Annotated in this window: 17 protein-coding genes and 1 pseudogene; 10 read left to right on the forward strand and 8 right to left on the reverse strand. The window is 67.0% G+C overall.

Annotated elements, in window-relative coordinates:
* Nucleotides 1-60 precede the first annotated feature (60 nt).
* Together H8F26_RS14375 and H8F26_RS14380 are read right to left on the reverse strand one after the other, a co-directional pair.
* Nucleotides 61-714 (reverse strand): pentapeptide repeat-containing protein, encoded by a 654-nt coding sequence (locus tag H8F26_RS14375; protein WP_231605232.1) that lies wholly within the window; start codon nt 712-714, stop codon nt 61-63.
* Nucleotides 715-755: 41 nt separating this feature from the next.
* Nucleotides 756-1,061 (reverse strand): helix-turn-helix transcriptional regulator, encoded by a 306-nt coding sequence (locus tag H8F26_RS14380; RefSeq protein ID WP_197155012.1) that lies wholly within the window; start codon nt 1,059-1,061, stop codon nt 756-758.
* Between the two features lie 198 nt (nt 1,062-1,259).
* Here H8F26_RS14380 and H8F26_RS14385 point away from each other — a divergent pair.
* Both H8F26_RS14385 and H8F26_RS14390 read left to right on the forward strand, forming a co-directional pair.
* A pseudogene (locus H8F26_RS14385) lies at nt 1,260-1,821 on the forward strand (ferritin family protein); the annotation flags it as partial.
* A 90-nt stretch (nt 1,822-1,911) separates the two neighbouring features.
* A complete protein-coding gene (locus tag H8F26_RS14390) occupies nt 1,912-3,213 on the forward strand; it encodes a NupC/NupG family nucleoside CNT transporter (protein WP_231597855.1) in 1,302 nt (433 codons plus the stop codon).
* A 147-nt stretch (nt 3,214-3,360) separates the two neighbouring features.
* On the opposite strand, the gene H8F26_RS14395 is transcribed toward H8F26_RS14390, so the two are convergent.
* Both H8F26_RS14395 and H8F26_RS14400 read right to left on the reverse strand, forming a co-directional pair.
* Nucleotides 3,361-4,299, reverse strand: a complete 939-nt coding sequence (locus tag H8F26_RS14395; RefSeq protein WP_197159233.1) for a phycobilisome rod-core linker polypeptide — start codon at nt 4,297-4,299, stop codon at nt 3,361-3,363.
* Between the two features lie 109 nt (nt 4,300-4,408).
* The gene (locus tag H8F26_RS14400) at nt 4,409-5,737 is read right to left on the reverse strand and encodes an IS66 family transposase (protein WP_197155021.1); all 1,329 of its coding nucleotides are present in this window, start codon (nt 5,735-5,737) and stop codon (nt 4,409-4,411) included.
* A gap of 14 nt (nt 5,738-5,751) precedes the next feature.
* Here H8F26_RS14400 and H8F26_RS14405 point away from each other — a divergent pair, with 14 nt between their 5' ends.
* Complete coding sequence (locus H8F26_RS14405; RefSeq protein WP_197153730.1) at nt 5,752-6,888, forward strand: IS5 family transposase; 1,137 nt, start codon at nt 5,752-5,754, stop codon at nt 6,886-6,888.
* A gap of 34 nt (nt 6,889-6,922) precedes the next feature.
* Here the strand turns inward: H8F26_RS14405 and H8F26_RS14410 are convergent, their stop codons facing one another.
* The 4 genes from H8F26_RS14410 to H8F26_RS14425 all read right to left on the reverse strand — a co-directional run bounded on the left by H8F26_RS14410 (nt 6,923) and on the right by H8F26_RS14425 (nt 9,857).
* A complete protein-coding gene (locus H8F26_RS14410) occupies nt 6,923-7,297 on the reverse strand; it encodes a DUF6444 domain-containing protein (RefSeq protein WP_197155023.1) in 375 nt (124 codons plus the stop codon).
* A gap of 400 nt (nt 7,298-7,697) precedes the next feature.
* Complete coding sequence (locus tag H8F26_RS14415) at nt 7,698-8,474, reverse strand: acyl-CoA desaturase (RefSeq protein WP_231605233.1); 777 nt, start codon at nt 8,472-8,474, stop codon at nt 7,698-7,700.
* A 196-nt stretch (nt 8,475-8,670) separates the two neighbouring features.
* On the reverse strand, nt 8,671-9,609 hold the full coding sequence (locus tag H8F26_RS14420) for an ion channel (RefSeq protein WP_231597857.1): 939 nt from the start codon (nt 9,607-9,609) through the stop codon (nt 8,671-8,673).
* Complete coding sequence (locus H8F26_RS14425) at nt 9,606-9,857, reverse strand: hypothetical protein (RefSeq protein ID WP_197155025.1); 252 nt, start codon at nt 9,855-9,857, stop codon at nt 9,606-9,608. Before H8F26_RS14425 ends, H8F26_RS14420 begins: the two co-directional genes overlap by 4 nt.
* A 184-nt stretch (nt 9,858-10,041) precedes the next feature.
* Here H8F26_RS14425 and H8F26_RS14430 point away from each other — a divergent pair, with 184 nt between their 5' ends.
* The 7 genes from H8F26_RS14430 to H8F26_RS14460 all read left to right on the forward strand — a co-directional run bounded on the left by H8F26_RS14430 (nt 10,042) and on the right by H8F26_RS14460 (nt 16,172).
* Entirely contained in the window at nt 10,042-10,707 is a 666-nt protein-coding gene (locus H8F26_RS14430) for a Fe2+-dependent dioxygenase (RefSeq protein ID WP_197155027.1), read from the forward strand.
* 97 nt (nt 10,708-10,804) lie between these two features.
* Complete coding sequence (locus H8F26_RS14435; protein WP_197155029.1) at nt 10,805-11,494, forward strand: biliverdin-producing heme oxygenase; 690 nt, start codon at nt 10,805-10,807, stop codon at nt 11,492-11,494.
* Nucleotides 11,495-11,565: 71 nt separating this feature from the next.
* Complete coding sequence (gene hemN / locus H8F26_RS14440; protein WP_197155031.1) at nt 11,566-12,951, forward strand: oxygen-independent coproporphyrinogen III oxidase; 1,386 nt, start codon at nt 11,566-11,568, stop codon at nt 12,949-12,951.
* A gap of 51 nt (nt 12,952-13,002) precedes the next feature.
* Nucleotides 13,003-13,554, forward strand: coding sequence for a hypothetical protein (locus tag H8F26_RS14445; RefSeq protein ID WP_197155033.1), 552 nt, complete (start codon nt 13,003-13,005; stop codon nt 13,552-13,554).
* A gap of 56 nt (nt 13,555-13,610) precedes the next feature.
* Entirely contained in the window at nt 13,611-14,303 is a 693-nt protein-coding gene (locus tag H8F26_RS14450; protein WP_197155035.1) for a DUF429 domain-containing protein, read from the forward strand.
* Between the two features lie 71 nt (nt 14,304-14,374).
* Complete coding sequence (locus H8F26_RS14455; protein WP_370594629.1) at nt 14,375-14,848, forward strand: LexA family protein; 474 nt, start codon at nt 14,375-14,377, stop codon at nt 14,846-14,848.
* 10 nt (nt 14,849-14,858) lie between these two features.
* Nucleotides 14,859-16,172, forward strand: a complete 1,314-nt coding sequence (locus H8F26_RS14460) for a Y-family DNA polymerase (RefSeq protein ID WP_197155039.1) — start codon at nt 14,859-14,861, stop codon at nt 16,170-16,172.
* Nucleotides 16,173-16,313 lie beyond the last annotated feature (141 nt).

Below are 16,313 nucleotides of genomic sequence, written 5' to 3' on the forward strand. Positions count from 1 at the left end.
TATGTCAATCAGGCGAACTCACTTGGGCGAGGTCTCTGAGGTCAGGTGATCAGGGGGCGTTCAGTCGGGCAGCAGGGTGCCGCTGAGGACGGCCTTGTCGAGCCGGGCGCTGGCCAGGGATGTGTCGCGCAGGTCGCAGCCGCTCAGATCGGCTTCACTCAGATCGGCGCCCGAGAGGTTGGCGCCGTAGAGGCAGGCGCCGCGCAGGTCGGCGCCGTGCAGCTGGGAGCCCTGCAGCTGGGCATAGCTGAGATCGGCACCCCGCAGATCGGCCCGGCCCAGATCAGTGAGCTGGTCGAGGCCGCTGCGGAAATCGGCCTCCACCAGGCGGGTGTCGCGCCAGTGGCTGCCGGCTGCCACCACCCCCCGCAGGCAGCAGCGGTGCATCAGGGCCCCGGAGAAGTCGGCGTTCTGGAGCCGGGCGCCGGAGAGATCGGCGTCGTGCCAGAAGGAACCCGCGGCCTGCAGCCCGGAGAGATCCGCTCCCCAGAGCAGGGCCCCCTGGAAACGGCAACCGGTCACCCGGGCCCGTTGCCAGCGGCTGCGGCCGAAGCGGGCTTCCTGGAAGGTGCCTCCGCTGAGGTCACAGTCGCTCAGGTCGAGATCGACACCATCGAGATCACGGAGCTGCAGGCCCGGGAACTGCCGATCTCCAGCGGCGAGGGCCTGGCGCAGGCTTGCAAGATCGGTGGGCAGACCTGGCGAGACAGGCACGTCTGCAGAGGAGGGAGACGACACAGCAGCTCGGCAGCCTGTCAGAGGATCGCCGCCAGGGCGTCGATCTGCTGGCGCTTCGCCGAGAGCATCAACTTTTCGGCGCGGGCCAGCAACTTGAACACGCTTTTATCGATCACCTCGTAGAACACCAGGCTTCCCTCCGGCCGTCGCCGCACCACACCGGCGATGGTGAGCAGCTTGAGGTGTTTCGATACCAGGGCCTGGCTGTGGCCTGTCTTCTCCACCACGGCCGTCACGTTGAGCGGTCCAGCGCGCAGGGCGTCGAGCACGGCGAGCCGGTTGGGTTCGGAAAAGACCTTGAAGTATTCGGCGAGGGCGTCCATCGCGGAGAGGGCCGCAGCAGGCGGCGATGGCTGGAGCCCAAGCCTAGCGTGGATCTCCATCATCTCCTCAACGCGCTCTGCTGTTTCAAGAAAACTGGCAAGACGTTGTATTGCGATGACGTTGTTTCAAGTTGTCCTGTCCCAGCCCGGCACAGCCCGGCCGTTCCGGTCGCGCCCTCGCCCCGGCTTCGAGTCCATTCCATGCTCGGCGCGATGGAGGCTGATGACAACCGCGAGCACGTTGATCGCAAGGCGCCGTTGAACCGGCTGGGTCATCGTTCAGCAGCGGAGACGGAGGCCCAAGAGAGTGATCTGGTGCAGTCGTGCGTATTGGATATTCCGGCTTTCTGCTGTTCAAGGAGCTCTCCCGCCGATTGCAGAAGGCTGGCCGTCCGGAGCTCAGCCGCCTGTTCAACCTGATGGCCCGCGATGAGGCGCGCCATGCCGGCTTTCTCAACCGTGCCCTGATGGCCGAAGGCATCGAGATCGATCTGCCCAGCCTCGGCACCAAGCGGCCGATCACCTGGTTTCCGCTCAGCTGGGTGCTGGATTCGTTCTGCCTCTCAAAATACATCGGCACCTGGCGTTCCATCCTCATCGACCGCCCTCTCAAGGCCCATCCTGACCATGCCTTCGCGCCGTTGTTCGATTGTTTCGAGCCCTGGTGTCAGGACGCGAATCGGCATGGAGACTTTTCAACCTGTTGATCCGTTGCTGGCCTGGCCTGCGTCAGGGGCTTCAAGGGCGACTGCTTCGTCGATCTCCAATGTTCTGCCATCTCAGCCATGGCCGCAGCATGGGCCGCGCCGCCTTAAGTTGACGCCGCTACAGCACCCGTGGCAAAAGGACCATGCTCTGGCAGGCGGTGCGAGGAACTCTGGGAATTGCACTGCTGCTCTTGGTGGCGTGGTTGTTCTCGCAGGATCGGAGGGCCACGCCCTGGCGGCTGATCGGGGTGGCCCTGGCCACCCAGCTGGGGCTTGGGGTGTTGCTGTTTCAGCTGGCGTTCGGCCGGGTGGTGTTTTCCTGGCTGAATGGGGCTGTGGTGGCGCTACTGGCGCCTGCCCGCACGGGTGCTGAATTCGTGTTTGGCCCGCTGGCGGTGCCCGCGGGCGAACAGGGCAGCCTGGGCTTGATCCTGGCCTTCCAGGCCTTCCCGATTGCCATTTTTTTCGCAGCTCTCACCGCTCTGCTTTATCACCTGGGGGTCATGCAGAGGGTGATTGCCACTCTGGCGCGCTTCTTCCGCCGGAGCCTGGGAATCACAGGCGTGGAGGCAACCGTGACCGCCAGCAATGTGTTTGTGGGGATTGAATCGATGCTCACGATTCGCCCTTATCTGGCCACTGCCCAGCCGCATGAACTGGCGGTGGTACTCACCGCCGGCATGGCCACCATCGCCAGCACCATGCTGGGGCTGTATGTGGGTGTGCTCCAGCCCCACTTTCCGGGCATTGCCGGCCATCTGATCACGGCCAACCTGCTGAGTGCTCCGGCGGCAGTGATGATGGCGCGCCTCCTGGTGCCGGCACCGCTGGTGCGGCTGCCTGTACCAGCCAGCGAATCACGGCCGCTGCTGCCCGAGCCGGTGCAAGAGGTGCGCTATGGGAGCAGCGTGGAGGCCATCACCCAGGGCGCCAATGATGGCCTGAAGCTGGCCGTGGGCATCACGGCCGTGCTGATTGCCTTCGTTGGACTGCTCGCCTTGACCAATTCAGGCATCGGCTGGGTGGGCGGCTGGTTCGGCCAGCCGCAGGCCACGCTGCAATCCCTGCTGGCCTGGGTGTTTGTTCCGTTTGTGTGGATGATCGGAGTGCCCTTCAGCGACGCGGTACCAGCTTCGGAACTGCTGGCGTTGCGGCTGGTGGCCACGGAGGTGCCTGCGTTCGTCAGTCTGGCCAGCAGCCTGCAGGCGGGCCAATGGAGCGATCCGCGCTCGGTGGTGATCCTCGCTTACGCACTCTGCGGATTTGCCCATCTCCCCTCGCTGGGAATCTTTGTGGGGGGGTTGTGTGCGTTGGCGCCCGAGCAGAAGGGAGTGGTGGGAACGCTGGCCTGGCGCGTGCTGCTGGCCTCCACGCTGGCCTGCCTGCTCACCGGTGCAGTGGCAGGGTTGCTGGGTGGATTCACGGGATTCTCCTTGACACCATAAGCGTTGTTGGTGCTGATGCCAGAGCTGCGGGCACCAGATGTGCTGGCCCGAAGCATGACGACGCGCCGAAAACTTTTGGTTGAGGGGCTCCCGCCATCGGGGAGCCCCCACTGCTCAGGTGTTGTTGGTGACCCTGGGCAGCAGCTCTCAGCTCACCGCTACATCCACAACCCGGCCGCCGAGGCGATTGACCCGACGCAGGGCTTCATTCATGCGGCTGAAGGGAATCCGCAGCACGTAGGCACCACTGCGGACGTAGGAATTGTCGGCGATGCCGGTGGCGGTGATCGTCACCACGCGGCCAGAGGCGTCGCTGCTGCGGCTGCCGGCATCCACCCGCAGGGCTTCGCGGCGATGGCTCTGGGTGGGGGTGCTGCGGAACTCACCGGACTCGAACGACTCGCCCAGATCGTGGGTCGTGCTCACCAGGGCCTGGAACGGTCCTTCGGTGGAGACAATCACCACTCGGGGTGCCGAACCCTGGACGGGCAGAGCCCGATCCTGATGGAGGGCTTTCCCAAGCCGGAACTGGTTGCCGGAGGCGTCGCCCTTGGCTGAGGCGGCGGCGCCACGGGCCAGTTGCATCAGCCAGGAGAACTGGCGGCCCTCATGGCCCTTGGAGTAATCCCAGCCGTGCAGATAGGGAACGGTATCCTGACCGAAACGCTCCTGATATTCGACGCTATCGATGTAGGAATCAATCTCTGCATCATAACCCTGCTCCTGCAGGATTGTGAAGTGATGCAGCATCTCCGCCTTGTTCTGGGGAGCCCGGCCGAGCAGATGCTTGTGGTTGAGCTCAATGAAACGGTAGGGATTGCTGTTCTCGAAGAAGCGGCTGCGGTAGAGGCCGCTCTTGGCGACGGCCCGCACCAGCTCGCGGACGTTGAGGTAATCGTTGCGGAACAGGGATTCCACGGCGCTCAGCCGCTCGCTGGCCATCACGTATTGATAGCCGAGAACCTGCCGATAGACCGCCCGGATGATGGTGCTTCGGTCCTCGGATGAGGCGTGCGACCAGCTTTCCTTGTCGCGATCATTGGCGAAGCGATCAATGCCCAGCTGGGGCGCTCTGACCAGGGTTATGCGAAGAATGGCAGTATCCGTTCAGGGGCCGTGACGCAGCAGCGCAGCATTCCACCCTTGATCGCTGATCAACGAGCAACCACAGACACCACGATCGATGACGGCCGGCTCAGGGATTCGGCAACAGCGATGGCATCTCACCGCCGCGATGATGGGCGATCAAGGCCTGCTCCAGGAACTGCCAGATATCACGGCCCTGTTGCCGCAGGCTGGTGGTGACCGTGAGCAGCCTGCTGCGGCAGATCGCACCCTGGCGGGATTGGACGCCATGGCTGATCTTGCGCTGAATCACCGAATGGCGCAGGGCACGCTCGGCTGCGTTGTTGGTGGGCTCGATCCCTTCAATCTCCAGGAAGGTCCAGAGGCCATCGCTCACTTGCAGCAACTGATGGCAGGTACGCACCGTCTTGGCCCACGGCGTTCGCTCGCCGCGCTGGCAGCCCAGCTCCACAACCCGCTGCAGCGTGCCCACAAACGCCTGGCGGATCGGCCGACAGCCCTGCTGCAACGTGGACCAGTCGATCGTTCCGTCTTTGTAGCGGTGCCACTGGGCAAACAGCTGCTGCTGCAGGCCCAGCAGCTCCGCTCCAATCTCACCGCTGGCGCCCTGACGGTCAGCGATGGCGGTGAGATCGCGGATCACGTGCGCCCAGCACAGCTGGCGCTGCTCCAGCGGGAGATGGTTGTAGGCGGAGAAGCGATCGCTCACCACAATTCCGCCAAAGGCATTCCCGAGCAGGTCGATCGCGGCGGCAGCCGAGCGGCTCAGGCTCTGCAAGAACACTGTCACCCCCATGGCGGTCACCATGACCCACTCCCAGCCGCGCCGGCCATCGGGGTTGCCCCCATCGGCATTACCGGTGGGGGCACCGGTTTCATCGACATAGACCACCGACTGCTGACGGGCAAACGCAAGGGCCTCCTGCATGGGCTGCTCCAGTGCTGCACTCAAGCGCTGGCGGATAGTGGCCATCGCTCCCCGGCTGATCTGTACCCCCAGCAGCTGATCCAGCAGCGCCTGGGTCTTGCTGAAACTCAACGGGAAGGCACTACCCAGCAGACCCACCAGAGCACTGAGCCGGGGACCGTAATGGCTTACTTCCACCTCCGCCGGTAACGAGGCACAGGTGCTGGTGGAACAGCAGGGGCAGACCAGGCGGTGCAGCCGGTGCTCGATCACCAGAGGCGTGATCGGTGGAATCTCGATCACCTGGTGCCTCAAGGGCTCGGGATCCTGACCCTGTAGCAACGTGCCGCAGCGGCGGCAGGCCTGGGGGTGGTGCTCGACCACCTCATCCACCCGCTCGATCGGCAGCAGCTCCGGCCCAGATCCGGGATGGCCCGGCTGGCCGCCGCGCTTGCGGCCACTGCCCTTGCGTCGTTCGGGCGGCTTAAGAGTTTGCTGAAAAACCCCGCCGCCTCTGCGAAAATAGGGCAACTGCCCCAGGTTTGATGCGAGGTCAGCAGGAGCGCAGCGGCTCCTTGTTCTCCTACGTCTCGATCGAGGAGCGGATCCCGACCAGCCATCCACTCAGGCGGATTCGCAAGCTGGCGGATCAGGCCCTCGATCGACTCAATCCCACCTTCTGCAGGTTGTATGCCTCAGAAGGGAGACCATCGGTGCCGCCAGAGCAGCTGCTGCTGGCCTCGTTGTTGCAGGCGTTCTACGGCATCCGCTCCGAGAGGCTGCTGCTGGAGCAGGTCCACTACAACCTGCTGTTCCGCTGGTTTGTGGGCTTGAGCCCTGACGATGCGATCTGGCATCCGACCACATTCACCAAGAATCGTGATCGGCTCCTCACTGACGACGTCATGGGGCTGTTCCTGGAGAAGCTGATGGGAGCACCCGAGGTCAAACCGCTGCTCAGTGACGAGCACTTTTCGGTGGACGGCACGTTGCTCCAGGCCTGGGCGTCACACGCTTCCTTGGAGCGGATCGATGGCCAGGAGGATCCTCCGCCTCCGCCCACAGGTCCTGGCGAAGGATTCGGTGCTCCCAAAGAGGGAAAGAAGCGCGCCAAAGGGGACTTTCGCGGCATCAAGCTCAGCAACGAGACCCACCGCTCCAGCACCGATCCTGAGGCACGGCTGGCCCGGAAATCGAATGCCCATCCAGCGCAGCTGAGCTATCGGGGCCATGTCCTCATGGACAACCGCCACGACCTGATCGTCGATTGCCGCGTCACCCAGGCCACGGGCACCGGTGAGCGGGATGCCGCCAAAGAGATGGCAGCAGACCTCACCGGTGCCCACCAGAAGACCGTCGGCGCCGACAAGAACTACGACACCAAAGGGTTTGTCGCTGAGATGCGGCGGATCGGTGTCACGCCCCACGTGGCCCAGAACACGGCCCGCAGCGGTGGCTCAGCCATTGATGGCCGCACCACCCGTCACGTGGGCTACTCCAAATCGATCAACGCCCGCCGGGGGATCGAAAAGGTGTTTGGTTGGATCAAGGCGTTCGGAGGGCTGCGCCAGTTCAAACTGCGCGGTACCGAGAAGGTCGGCGCCGTGTTTGGCCTGCATGTGATCGCCTACAACCTGATCCGCCTGGGCAACCTGCTCAAGCCCGCGATGGAGGCGGCATGAACAGCCCGTTGTCCAGAGGTGTGCCCAATAGGCCTCAACCAATGCCTTGCAGAGAGGCCAACGATGCCGAAATCGGGCTGTTTGCGGCTCTGATAGCCGCCGATCCGTCTTTTTGAGCCGGAAATCCACTGATGCCTGTGGAAAACTGGCTCGTGGGTTGGTTTTTCAGCAAACTCTTAAACCCCTGGCCATCACTGGAGGGAGGCTTGGAAGAATTGCGGGAGCTGCGGCCGATCCGCTCGCGCAGATGGGCCAGTTCGGTCGCCAGGGCGGTGAGCTGGATGCGGAGCTGCTCGATCTCCTGTTGCTGCCTCTGGCACTGACTGACCAGCTCAAGAAATCCAGCCTTCACTCCCACCGGGGTGGCGGCCCAATCGGCTTCTGAAATCCCGGCCGGTGGGGTGGTCATCGCAAGGAGTCTCTTACTGAGATGCAACCAGGAATCAAGCCACCGTCAAGGGTTCAGCAAGCCCGATGTTCGTTGCGAGCTGTCCCGACTCCTGAACGGGTACGAATGGCAAAAGGGCTAGGGGAGGGCACATGGCAACAGTCATGGCCGGCGCGATGCTAGGTGTAACTGTCCGAGGAAATCATGCAACGGCGTCGCTGTATGCAAACTCTACGAATCTACTGCTTGAATGATGCGTTTGCTCACGAAATATGTAGTCATGTTATGAGCATCTCGTCCGGTCGACCTCCCTATCCATCCCCTCCGGCTCGAACCCCCTGAGCTCTTGATCTCTCGAGCTCCTGGGCCTCCGTTCCTGGCTCCTCGTCCCTGAAGCTGAAGCTTCGCCCGGGCTTCGGCGTCAGGCCCGCATGCGGCTGGCCTGATGGCTGTCCAGTCGGATCAGGTCAGCTGTGCTGCCACCGCTTTGGCGGCGACGGGCCCGCAGGGCCTGGTCGGAGGGGAGGCGCAGCTGGCTGGCCAGGCCCAGCTGCTTCAGCAGCAGGATGAAGCGATAGGTGGGATCGGGCAGGACAACCGGTTCGCCCTGGCGCAGGCCCAGGCCCTGGCGGGCTGAGGAGGGGAAGGCGTGGTGCAGGTTGTGCCAACCCTCACCCAGGGTGATCAGGGCGACCCAGCGGTTGTTGCGGCTGGCATCGCCGCTCTCGAAGGGCTGCTCTCCCCAGAGGTGGGCCGCGGAGTTCACCGTCGCCACGCCGTGGAACAGGACCGTGGTGCTGAGGCAGAAGGCCGCCAGCCAGGGCAGGCCGCCCAGGGCGTAGGAGAGGCCCGCCAGGGCCAGCACCGGCAGCATGTGCAAGCGGTCGATCGCCCGCAGCACCGGATCGGCTTCCACATCCGCAGGCAGCTGTTCGGGGAAGAAGCTGCTGCTCAGCAGCCAGCCCGCCTGGGAACGCCAGAGGCCATGCCACCAGCCCGTCGCCGGCTGCAGGGGGCTGTGGGGGTCGCGGGGGGTGTCCACATGGCGATGGTGCTGCTGGTGATGGGCCTTCCACCAGCTCGGTCCCATCTGTCCGGCGGAGGCCGCCACCAGGGAGCCAAGCCACCAGATCGGCCGCGGTGCCCGGTAACTGCCGTGGGTGATCAGCCGGTGGTAGATCGCCGTGGTGGCCAGCATCCGCGCCAGATACAGCCCCACGGCCCACAGCGCTGCTCCCAGCTCCAGGCCCGTGCTCAGCAGCAGCAGGCAGCCCAGATGGCTGAGGATGATCAGAACGGGGCCATATCCGTAGGCCAGCCGGCGGCGAAGAGGGATCAGAAATCAGCTCACAGCAGGACTGATCCTAGGCAGCCGACACGGCTCGACTGAACGGTCAGCCTTCCTCCGCCCGTTCTTCCCCTGGGTCTGGCATCGGGCAGGCGCGCGTCTGGTGGAAGCGGGAGAAGTCGATCACCGCCCGGGCACCGTCGGTTTCCACCATGTCCACGAAGCAGCGCCCGAAGGCGATGCAGTCGACCGGATAGCTGGCGTGGGCGTGGATCGGACGCTCCAGGATTCCGTCGGTGCCGCTGAAGGACACCACCACCTCGGCATGGTCCACCGCCAGCTGGTCGGGACCCAGTCCCCACAGGGGGCTGTCGCGGTTGATCGGATGCATCGCCGTCCAGGCCAGGGTGAAGGCGATGCCGTCTTCCCGGCTGAGGCGCAGGGGATGCAGTCGCCGCATCCGGTGGCCTTCGCTGCTGCGCTCGTCGATGCTGAGGTAGGCCTTCAGATTCGCTCCCAGGATGGTGTTGCGTCGCTCATTGGCCACCCGGAAGGTGAGGGTGGGAACGCCGTTGTAGGGATGCACCGCCGCCAGGCTGGAGAAACGGATCCGGGCCGAGCTGCGGGAAAAGCGGGCAAAGGCCAGGCCGGTGGTGAGGGCGATGAAGATCAGCCCCGTCAGCGCCTCGGCGGTCACGATCAGGTGGGCGGTGAGGCTGCTGGGGTGGAGCACGCCGTAGCCGATCGAGCCCAGGGTCTGGACGCTGAAGAAGAAGGCGTCCGCGAAACTGGCCGCGCCTCCGCCTGAAACCCCGCCGATGCCGGCCGGATCCAGCCGGTACAGCGCGGCGAACAGCAGGTTGATCAGCAGGTACAGCGTCGTGATCAGCCCCAGGAACAGGGGCCACGACACGGACAGCATCAGCAGGTAGGGCTCTCGCCAGTGGCGGAATCCGCTCTGTGCCTCGGTGATCGTGAGCAGGCCCCTCAGGCGTCTGGCCTGTTCCCGTTGTTCGGGTCGACGCTGCGGCCGCCTCTGGCTCACTCCTCGCCGCCTTCGCCGCCTTCACCGCCTTCATCTGAACCGTGCATCTCCTGATCCTTGGTCTTGCCCTGCATCGCCCCCTCGCCCATCGCTTCCTTCTGCATCTTCGGTGCGGTCTGCGGAGCCGGCGTGCTCATGCCGGACGACTCTTCGCCGCCACTGCCGGAGTCGGGTGCCTTGCCGCAGCCCACGGCTCCGGCCATCAGGCCGGCGGTGGCAAGAAACAGAGCGATGCTGGGGCGGGCCATGGAGGTGGTGCGACTGGCCACCATTCTTGAGGAGACCGCGCCCGGCGGTGGCTGCTGGGCGGAGCAGGTCGTGATCCATCGGCCTGGCTGACGTGATCAACCGCCGCAGTGGCGCGGATCAACAGGCACAGCGCGGCGTGATCCAACGGCAAAGCATGGTGGGATCCACCGACGGCCTCCGTTCATGCGCTTCATTGTCGAGCCCCTGTTCAGCCCTGAGGCGACCCGTGCCCTGGCTGAGGCGCTGCGGGCCGACGACGCTCCCTGGCGGCCCGGTGCCGAAACCGCCGGTTGGCATGCCCGCGGGGTGAAACGCAACCGGCAGCTGGAGCGGGGCTCCGACCTGCATCACCAGCTGGAGGCTCAGGTGCGGGAGGCCCTGCTGGCCGATCCGCTGGTGCGTTCGGCGGCCCTGCCGTTGCATGTCCATGGGGTGCTGTTCAGCCTCACCGGCCCTGGCGAGGGCTATGGGCGCCACGTGGATAACGCCTTCATGGCCGGTGGTCGCTCTGACCTGTCCTTCACGGTGGCCCTCACCGATCCAGCGGCCTACGAGGGTGGTGATCTGGTGCTGGAGTCGCCGGATCGGGAGGAGCGCGTGCGTCTCGGCTCAGGCCAGGCGATCGTGTATCCCAGCACCCTGCTGCATCGGGTCGAGCCGGTCACCGCCGGTGAGCGCCTGGTGGCGGTGGGCTGGATCCAGAGTCGCATCCGCAGCAGTGAACAGCGGGAACTGCTGTTTGAGCTGGACGCGGCGCGGCGGGCCCTGTTTCAGCAGCAGGGCAAGGGGGAGATCTTCGATCTGCTCTGCCGCAGCTACACCAACCTGCTGCGGATGTGGGGCGAGTGAGGCCGGCGCCCCGGAAGCCATGTAACAATTTTTCTGCGTAACAACAGTAGCGTTATACAGTTTGACTGTTGCTTCGTCGCTTTCGGCGTGTCCGCCCATGACTGCTGCCATCCCCGGGTCCATCTCGGACCATGCCCGGCCTGCCGATGCCGTGATGCGCAAGGGGTTCGGGCCACGCGTCCGGCGGCTGCATGGCCGCATCGGCGCCGCGCACCACAAGGCGGAAGGCATGGCCTTCTCCCGCTCGCTGCTGGCCGGAGAAGCCAGTCCGCTGCAGCTGGCCGACCTGCTGCGGGCCCTGGCACCCGCCTACGCCCTGATCGAGCGGCGGGGGCCGGCCCTGGCGGAGGCCCTCGGGGCCACGCTGCCCTGGGCTGATCTGGCTCGCAGCGCCGCCCTCGGCCATGACCTGGCCCAGCTGGAGGCTGCGGCCGTTCCCGCCACGTCTCCGTCTGCCGCCGCCAGCTCCTGGCTCGAGCAGCTCTCCACCCTCGCTGAGACCGCGCCCCACCGCTTCCTCGCCCACGTGTATGTGCGCTACGGCGGTGATCTCTCCGGCGGGCAGCAGCTCAGCGAGCAGGCCAATGCCATCCTGCGCCGCCACGGCCTGCCTGCCGTGGAGTTCTGGCAGTTCGACCGGCCCCTGAGTGAGCTCAAGCAGGGTCTCCACGACGGCTTCGAGCAGCTGCGGCTCAGCGAGTCCCAGGAGCAGGAGCTGCTGCAGGAAGCGGAGGACGCCTTCCTCGCCACCCAGCGCCTGCTGGCCGAACTGGGCGAGCTGGTCTGAGCGGAGCGCCGCTGTCCAGCCGTTCCCCATCCGCTCTCGCCGCACCCTTCGCTCCCCTAGCCCCCGATCTGATGACGTTCGCGCCGTCCCGTTCCGTTTCTGCCGCCAAGCCCTCGGTTTCCACCCCGATCGCGCTGCTGCTCAAGTACGACAAGCCGGTGCCGCGTTACACCAGCTACCCCACCGCCGCCTCCTTCTCGGAGGCGGTGGGCGCCGCCGATCTGGCGGCCCAGCTGGCCAGGCCCGCTGCCGAACCCCTGTCGCTGTATGTCCATGTGCCCTTCTGCCGCCATGCCTGCTGGTATTGCGGTTGCAACCGGGTCACCACCCAGGCCGGCTCCCGGGTGGTGGGCCCCTATCTGCAGGCGCTGGAGCGGGAGCTGCAGCTGATCGGGGCCGCCGCGGGCCAGCGGCGGCGGGTGGGGCAGCTGCACTGGGGCGGCGGCACCCCCAACTACCTCACGCCGGCGGAACAGGGGCAGCTGTGGGAGCTGCTGGATCAGCACTTCGATCTCGCCACCGATCTGGAGGCCTCGATCGAGGTGAATCCCGAGTTCCTCAGCCGTGACGAGCTGCTCGGCCTGCGCCGGCTCGGCTTCAATCGCATCAGCTTCGGCATCCAGGATGCCGATCCCGAGGTACAGAAGGCGGTCAATCGGGTGGTGCCCGTCGAGCAGCTCCGCCGGGCGATGGCCTGGATGCGGGAGGCCTCGTTCGAGAGCGTCAACGTGGATCTGATCTGCGGCCTGCCGCTGCAGACACCGGAGCGCTTCCGCACCACCCTGGAGCTGGTGCGGGAGCTGCGGCCCGATCGCATCTCCCTGTTCTCCTTCGCCTATCTGCCGCAGCAACTGCCCCTGCAGCGCAAGATCGCGGCCGAGGATCTGCCCAGCCAGCACCAGCGGCTGGCCATGCTGGAGTCCGCCAGCCAGCTGCTCGCCGCCGCCGGCTACGACGCTATCGGCATGGATCACTACGCCCTGGCGGGCGACAGCCTGGCGGTCGCGGCCCGCGAGGGCCGGCTGCACCGCAACTTCCAGGGCTACACCACCGGTGGTGAGCTCGATCTGCTGGGGGTGGGCCCCACGGCGATCAGCCAGTTCCCCCATCTGTTCAGCCAGAACCTGCGTGATCTGCGCGCCTACTACGCCGCGCTCGAGGCCGGTCGCCTGCCGGTGGAACGGGGCCTGGTGGTGCGCGATCCGGCGGTGCTGGAACGGCGCCGGCTGATTCAGGAGGTGATGTGCCGCTTCCGGGTTGCGCTGCCCCTGGAGGGTTTCGCGCAGGAGTGGCACGACCTTCAGGCCCTGGCCGCGGATGGCCTGGTGCAGCTGCAGCGCCAGGGCAATCAGGGCCTGGTCGAGGTCACGTCCCAGGGCCGCTGGCTGATCCGCTCGATCGCCGCGGTGTTCGATCCGGAGCAGCGCCGGCGGGCCAGCGGTTCCCGGCTGGTCTGACACCTGCGCGGCGGCCCGCCGTCAGGATGGCCTGGTCTGGCTGCCGGTGCGATGGCCCCTGCCTCCCCGTCAGCGCTGCCGGCCCTGGCAGCGCTGCCCTCCCTGGCGGATCTGGAACGCCGTGCCGCAGGCGGCGGCCTGCTTCTGCGCCTGCAGGTGTCCGACCGTCTGGGGATCCGGGGCCTGCGGGTGGTGGTGGCCCGCTCGCGGCCGCAGCAGCCTCCCCTGCTGCTGGGGGAGCTCAAGGGCTGGGCGCTCCCCACGGCCGCGGGCCTGCAGCTCGACACCATGCGGGTGCAGGGACAGGACACCGCCGCGGTGGGCCCCTTGATCTGGGCCGCCACCGGCGCCTGGGCCCTGGAGTGCACGCCCTGCCGCCAGGCGCGCCTGCTCGCCATCCGCGACGATCCGCGTCAGCACCGCCGCTTGGTGCGCTATTTCGAGCGACTTGGCTTCATGCCGCTGCGCGACCTCGGCGCCGGTCCGCTCGATCTTGCCCTGCGCCTGGTGTGGGGCGGGACGGGGTTGCTGATGCGCGGCGAGCTGGTGGAGGTGCTGCGGCGCAGCGTGCGGCGGCTGGAATGGATTGCCCCAGGGCCTTGAGGGCCGCGGCCAACAGCCGCGCGCCAGGATCGCCTCCCCAGCACGGACGGAACGGCATGCAGGGCTTGCGCGGGGTGGATGGCTGCCGGGCCGGCTGGCTGGCGGTGTCCTGCGAGGGACCGGGGGAGCCCGTCACCGCCCGGCTGTTCCCCTCCGCCCTTGAGCTGCTGGAGGGGCCGGGCTGGCAGCTCACCGCCATCGACATCCCCATCGGTCTGCCCGAAGCCGGGCCCCGCCGCTGCGATCGCGAAGCCCGCCGCCTGCTGGGCCCCCGCCGCAGCAGTGTCTTTTCAGCGCCCCTGCGCGGCGTGCTGGCCGCCACCAGCTACCCGGAGGCCTGTGCCTTGTCCCAGGCGGCCCAGGGTTGCAAACTCAGCAAGCAGGCGTTCCACATCCTCGCCAAGGTGCGCCAGGTGGACGCCTGGTTGCAGCGCGATCCAGGGCAGGCCCGCTGCCTGGTGGAGGTGCACCCGGAGCTGTGTTTCCGCGAGTGGAACGGTGGTGTGCCGATGCCGCACCCCAAGAAGAGCGCCGCCGGCGCCGCCGATCGCCTGGCCTTGGTGGAGCGGACCTTCCCGGGGGCGGCGGCCGCGATCCGCGCCCGTTTCCTGCGCCGCCAGGTGGCCGATGACGACATCCTCGATGCCCTGGCGGCCCTGTGGAGCGCCGCGCGCATCGAGGCCGGCACGGCCCTGCGCCTCGGCGGCGACCTCGACGGCACGGGCCTACCGATGCAGATTCTGGTCTGAATCTGGTACAGATGAACTACTGTGAGCTGGTTCGGCTGGTTGCCGTGTCCGGATCCCGTCCCCGTTCCTGCTTGCCCGCTCCGCCACCCGCATCGCCACCCGCGCCGCCGCCGGAGCCGGCCGTTGCCGGGCCCTGGCGCCTGGAGCCGCAGCGCCCGCCGCTGGCCCTGCCCCTCGCCGCCGAGGCGGTGGCGGCCGGCTTCCCCAGCCCCGCGGACGATTACATGGAGGCGGCCATCGATCTCAACGAGGTGCTGATCCGCCATCCCAGCAGCACCTTTTTCCTGCGGGTCAGCGGTGATTCGATGATCGGGGCCGGCATTCACCACGGCGATCTGCTGATCGTGGATCGCAGCCTGGAACCGCGCCCCGGGCGGATTGTGGTGGCGGTGCTGGAGGGGGCCTTCACGCTCAAGCGCCTGGTGCGGCAGCAGGGGCGCTGGCTGCTGGAGGCGGCCCATCCGGCCTATCCGTTGCTGGAGCTGGGGGCGGCGGACGATGACCGGCTCTGGGGCGTGGCCATTCACGTGATCCACCCGCTCTGAGCGCTCTCCCATGGCCCTGGCCACGGTGCTGATCGACGCCAACAATTTCTACGCCTCCTGCGAGGCGGCCCTCGATCCCGCCGTGGCCGGCCGGCCGCTGGTGGTGCTCTCCAACAACGACGGCTGCATCGTGGCCCGCAGCGCCGCAGCGCGCAGCCTGGGCATTCCCATGGGCCAGCCCTATTTCCAGGTGCGTCGCGAGCTGGAGCGGCTGGGGGTGATCGTGCGCAGCTCCAATTACGCCCTCTATGCCGACATGAGCCAGCGGCTGATGGCCACGATCGAGCCCTGGGTGGAGGAGCTGGAGGTCTATTCGATCGACGAGGCCTTTGGTCGCCTGCATCGGCCTGCAGCCGGCGATCCCAGCGGCGCGGATCTCAGGCCTGGCGGTGATCTCACGAGTTGGGGGCGGCGGCTGCGGGCTCAGGTGCAGCGCCATCTCGGTCTGCCGGTGGCGGTGGGCATCGCGCCCACCAAGGTGCTGGCGAAGATCGCCAACCGTCTGGCCAAGGGCGATCCCCGCCACGGTGGGGTGTTCGATCTGGGGGCGGTGGCGGATCCTGACCCCTGGCTGGAATCCGTCGCCATCGAGGACGTCTGGGGCATCGGCCGCCAGCTGGCGCGTTGGTGCCGCCTGCGCGGCGTCGCCGATGCCCGCCAGCTGCGCGATCTGGCCAGCGGCGAGCTGCGCCGCCGGTGCGGCGTGGTGGGTCTGCGGCTGCAGGAGGAACTGCGCGGCCGGAGCTGCTTGCCCCTGGTGAGCCTGCCGCCGGCCAAGCAGGAAACCTGCGTCAGCCGCAGCTTCAGCCAGCCCGTCACCACGCTGACGGATCTGCGCGAGGCGATCGCCACCTATCTCAGCCGCGCCGCCGAGAAGCTGCGGCGTCAGCGGCAGCGGGCCGGGGCGATCACCGTGTTCGTGCGCAGCAGCCCCTTCGATGGCAGCCGCTTCTACAGCAATGCCGCCACGGTGCAGCTGCCCCTGGCCAGCAACGACACCGCCGTGCTGCTGGCCGCCGCCCTTCCCCTGGCCGAGCGTCTGTTCCGGCCCCACAAGCCGTTGCAGAAGGCCGGTGTGCTGCTGCAGCAGCTCCAGCCCCTCGAGCAGCTGCAGCACCATCTGCTGGCACCGATGCCGCTGGAGCAGCAGCAGCGCCGTGAGGCCCTTCTGGCCACGATCGATGCCCTGAACCGCCGCTACGGTCGAGGCACGGTGCAGTGGGCGGCCTGTGGCTTGCGGCCCGCCTGGATGATGCGCCGTTCCCGGCTCTCCCGTGCCGCCACCACGCGTCTGAGCGATCTGCCCTGGGTGCAGGCTGGCTGAACATCCAACCGAATCGTGACTGGCGGCCGCTGAGATCCGACCGGATGCGACTGGCGCTGGACTGGCGTGATGACACCGATAAGGTCGATGCATTCCGGAGCCCCTGAGTGACATCCGCTCCGGCCGAAATCCTTCTGGGAG

This window comes from Synechococcus sp. CBW1006 (genome assembly GCF_015840525.1).
In the GTDB taxonomy this organism is placed as follows: domain Bacteria; phylum Cyanobacteriota; class Cyanobacteriia; order PCC-6307; family Cyanobiaceae; genus CBW1002.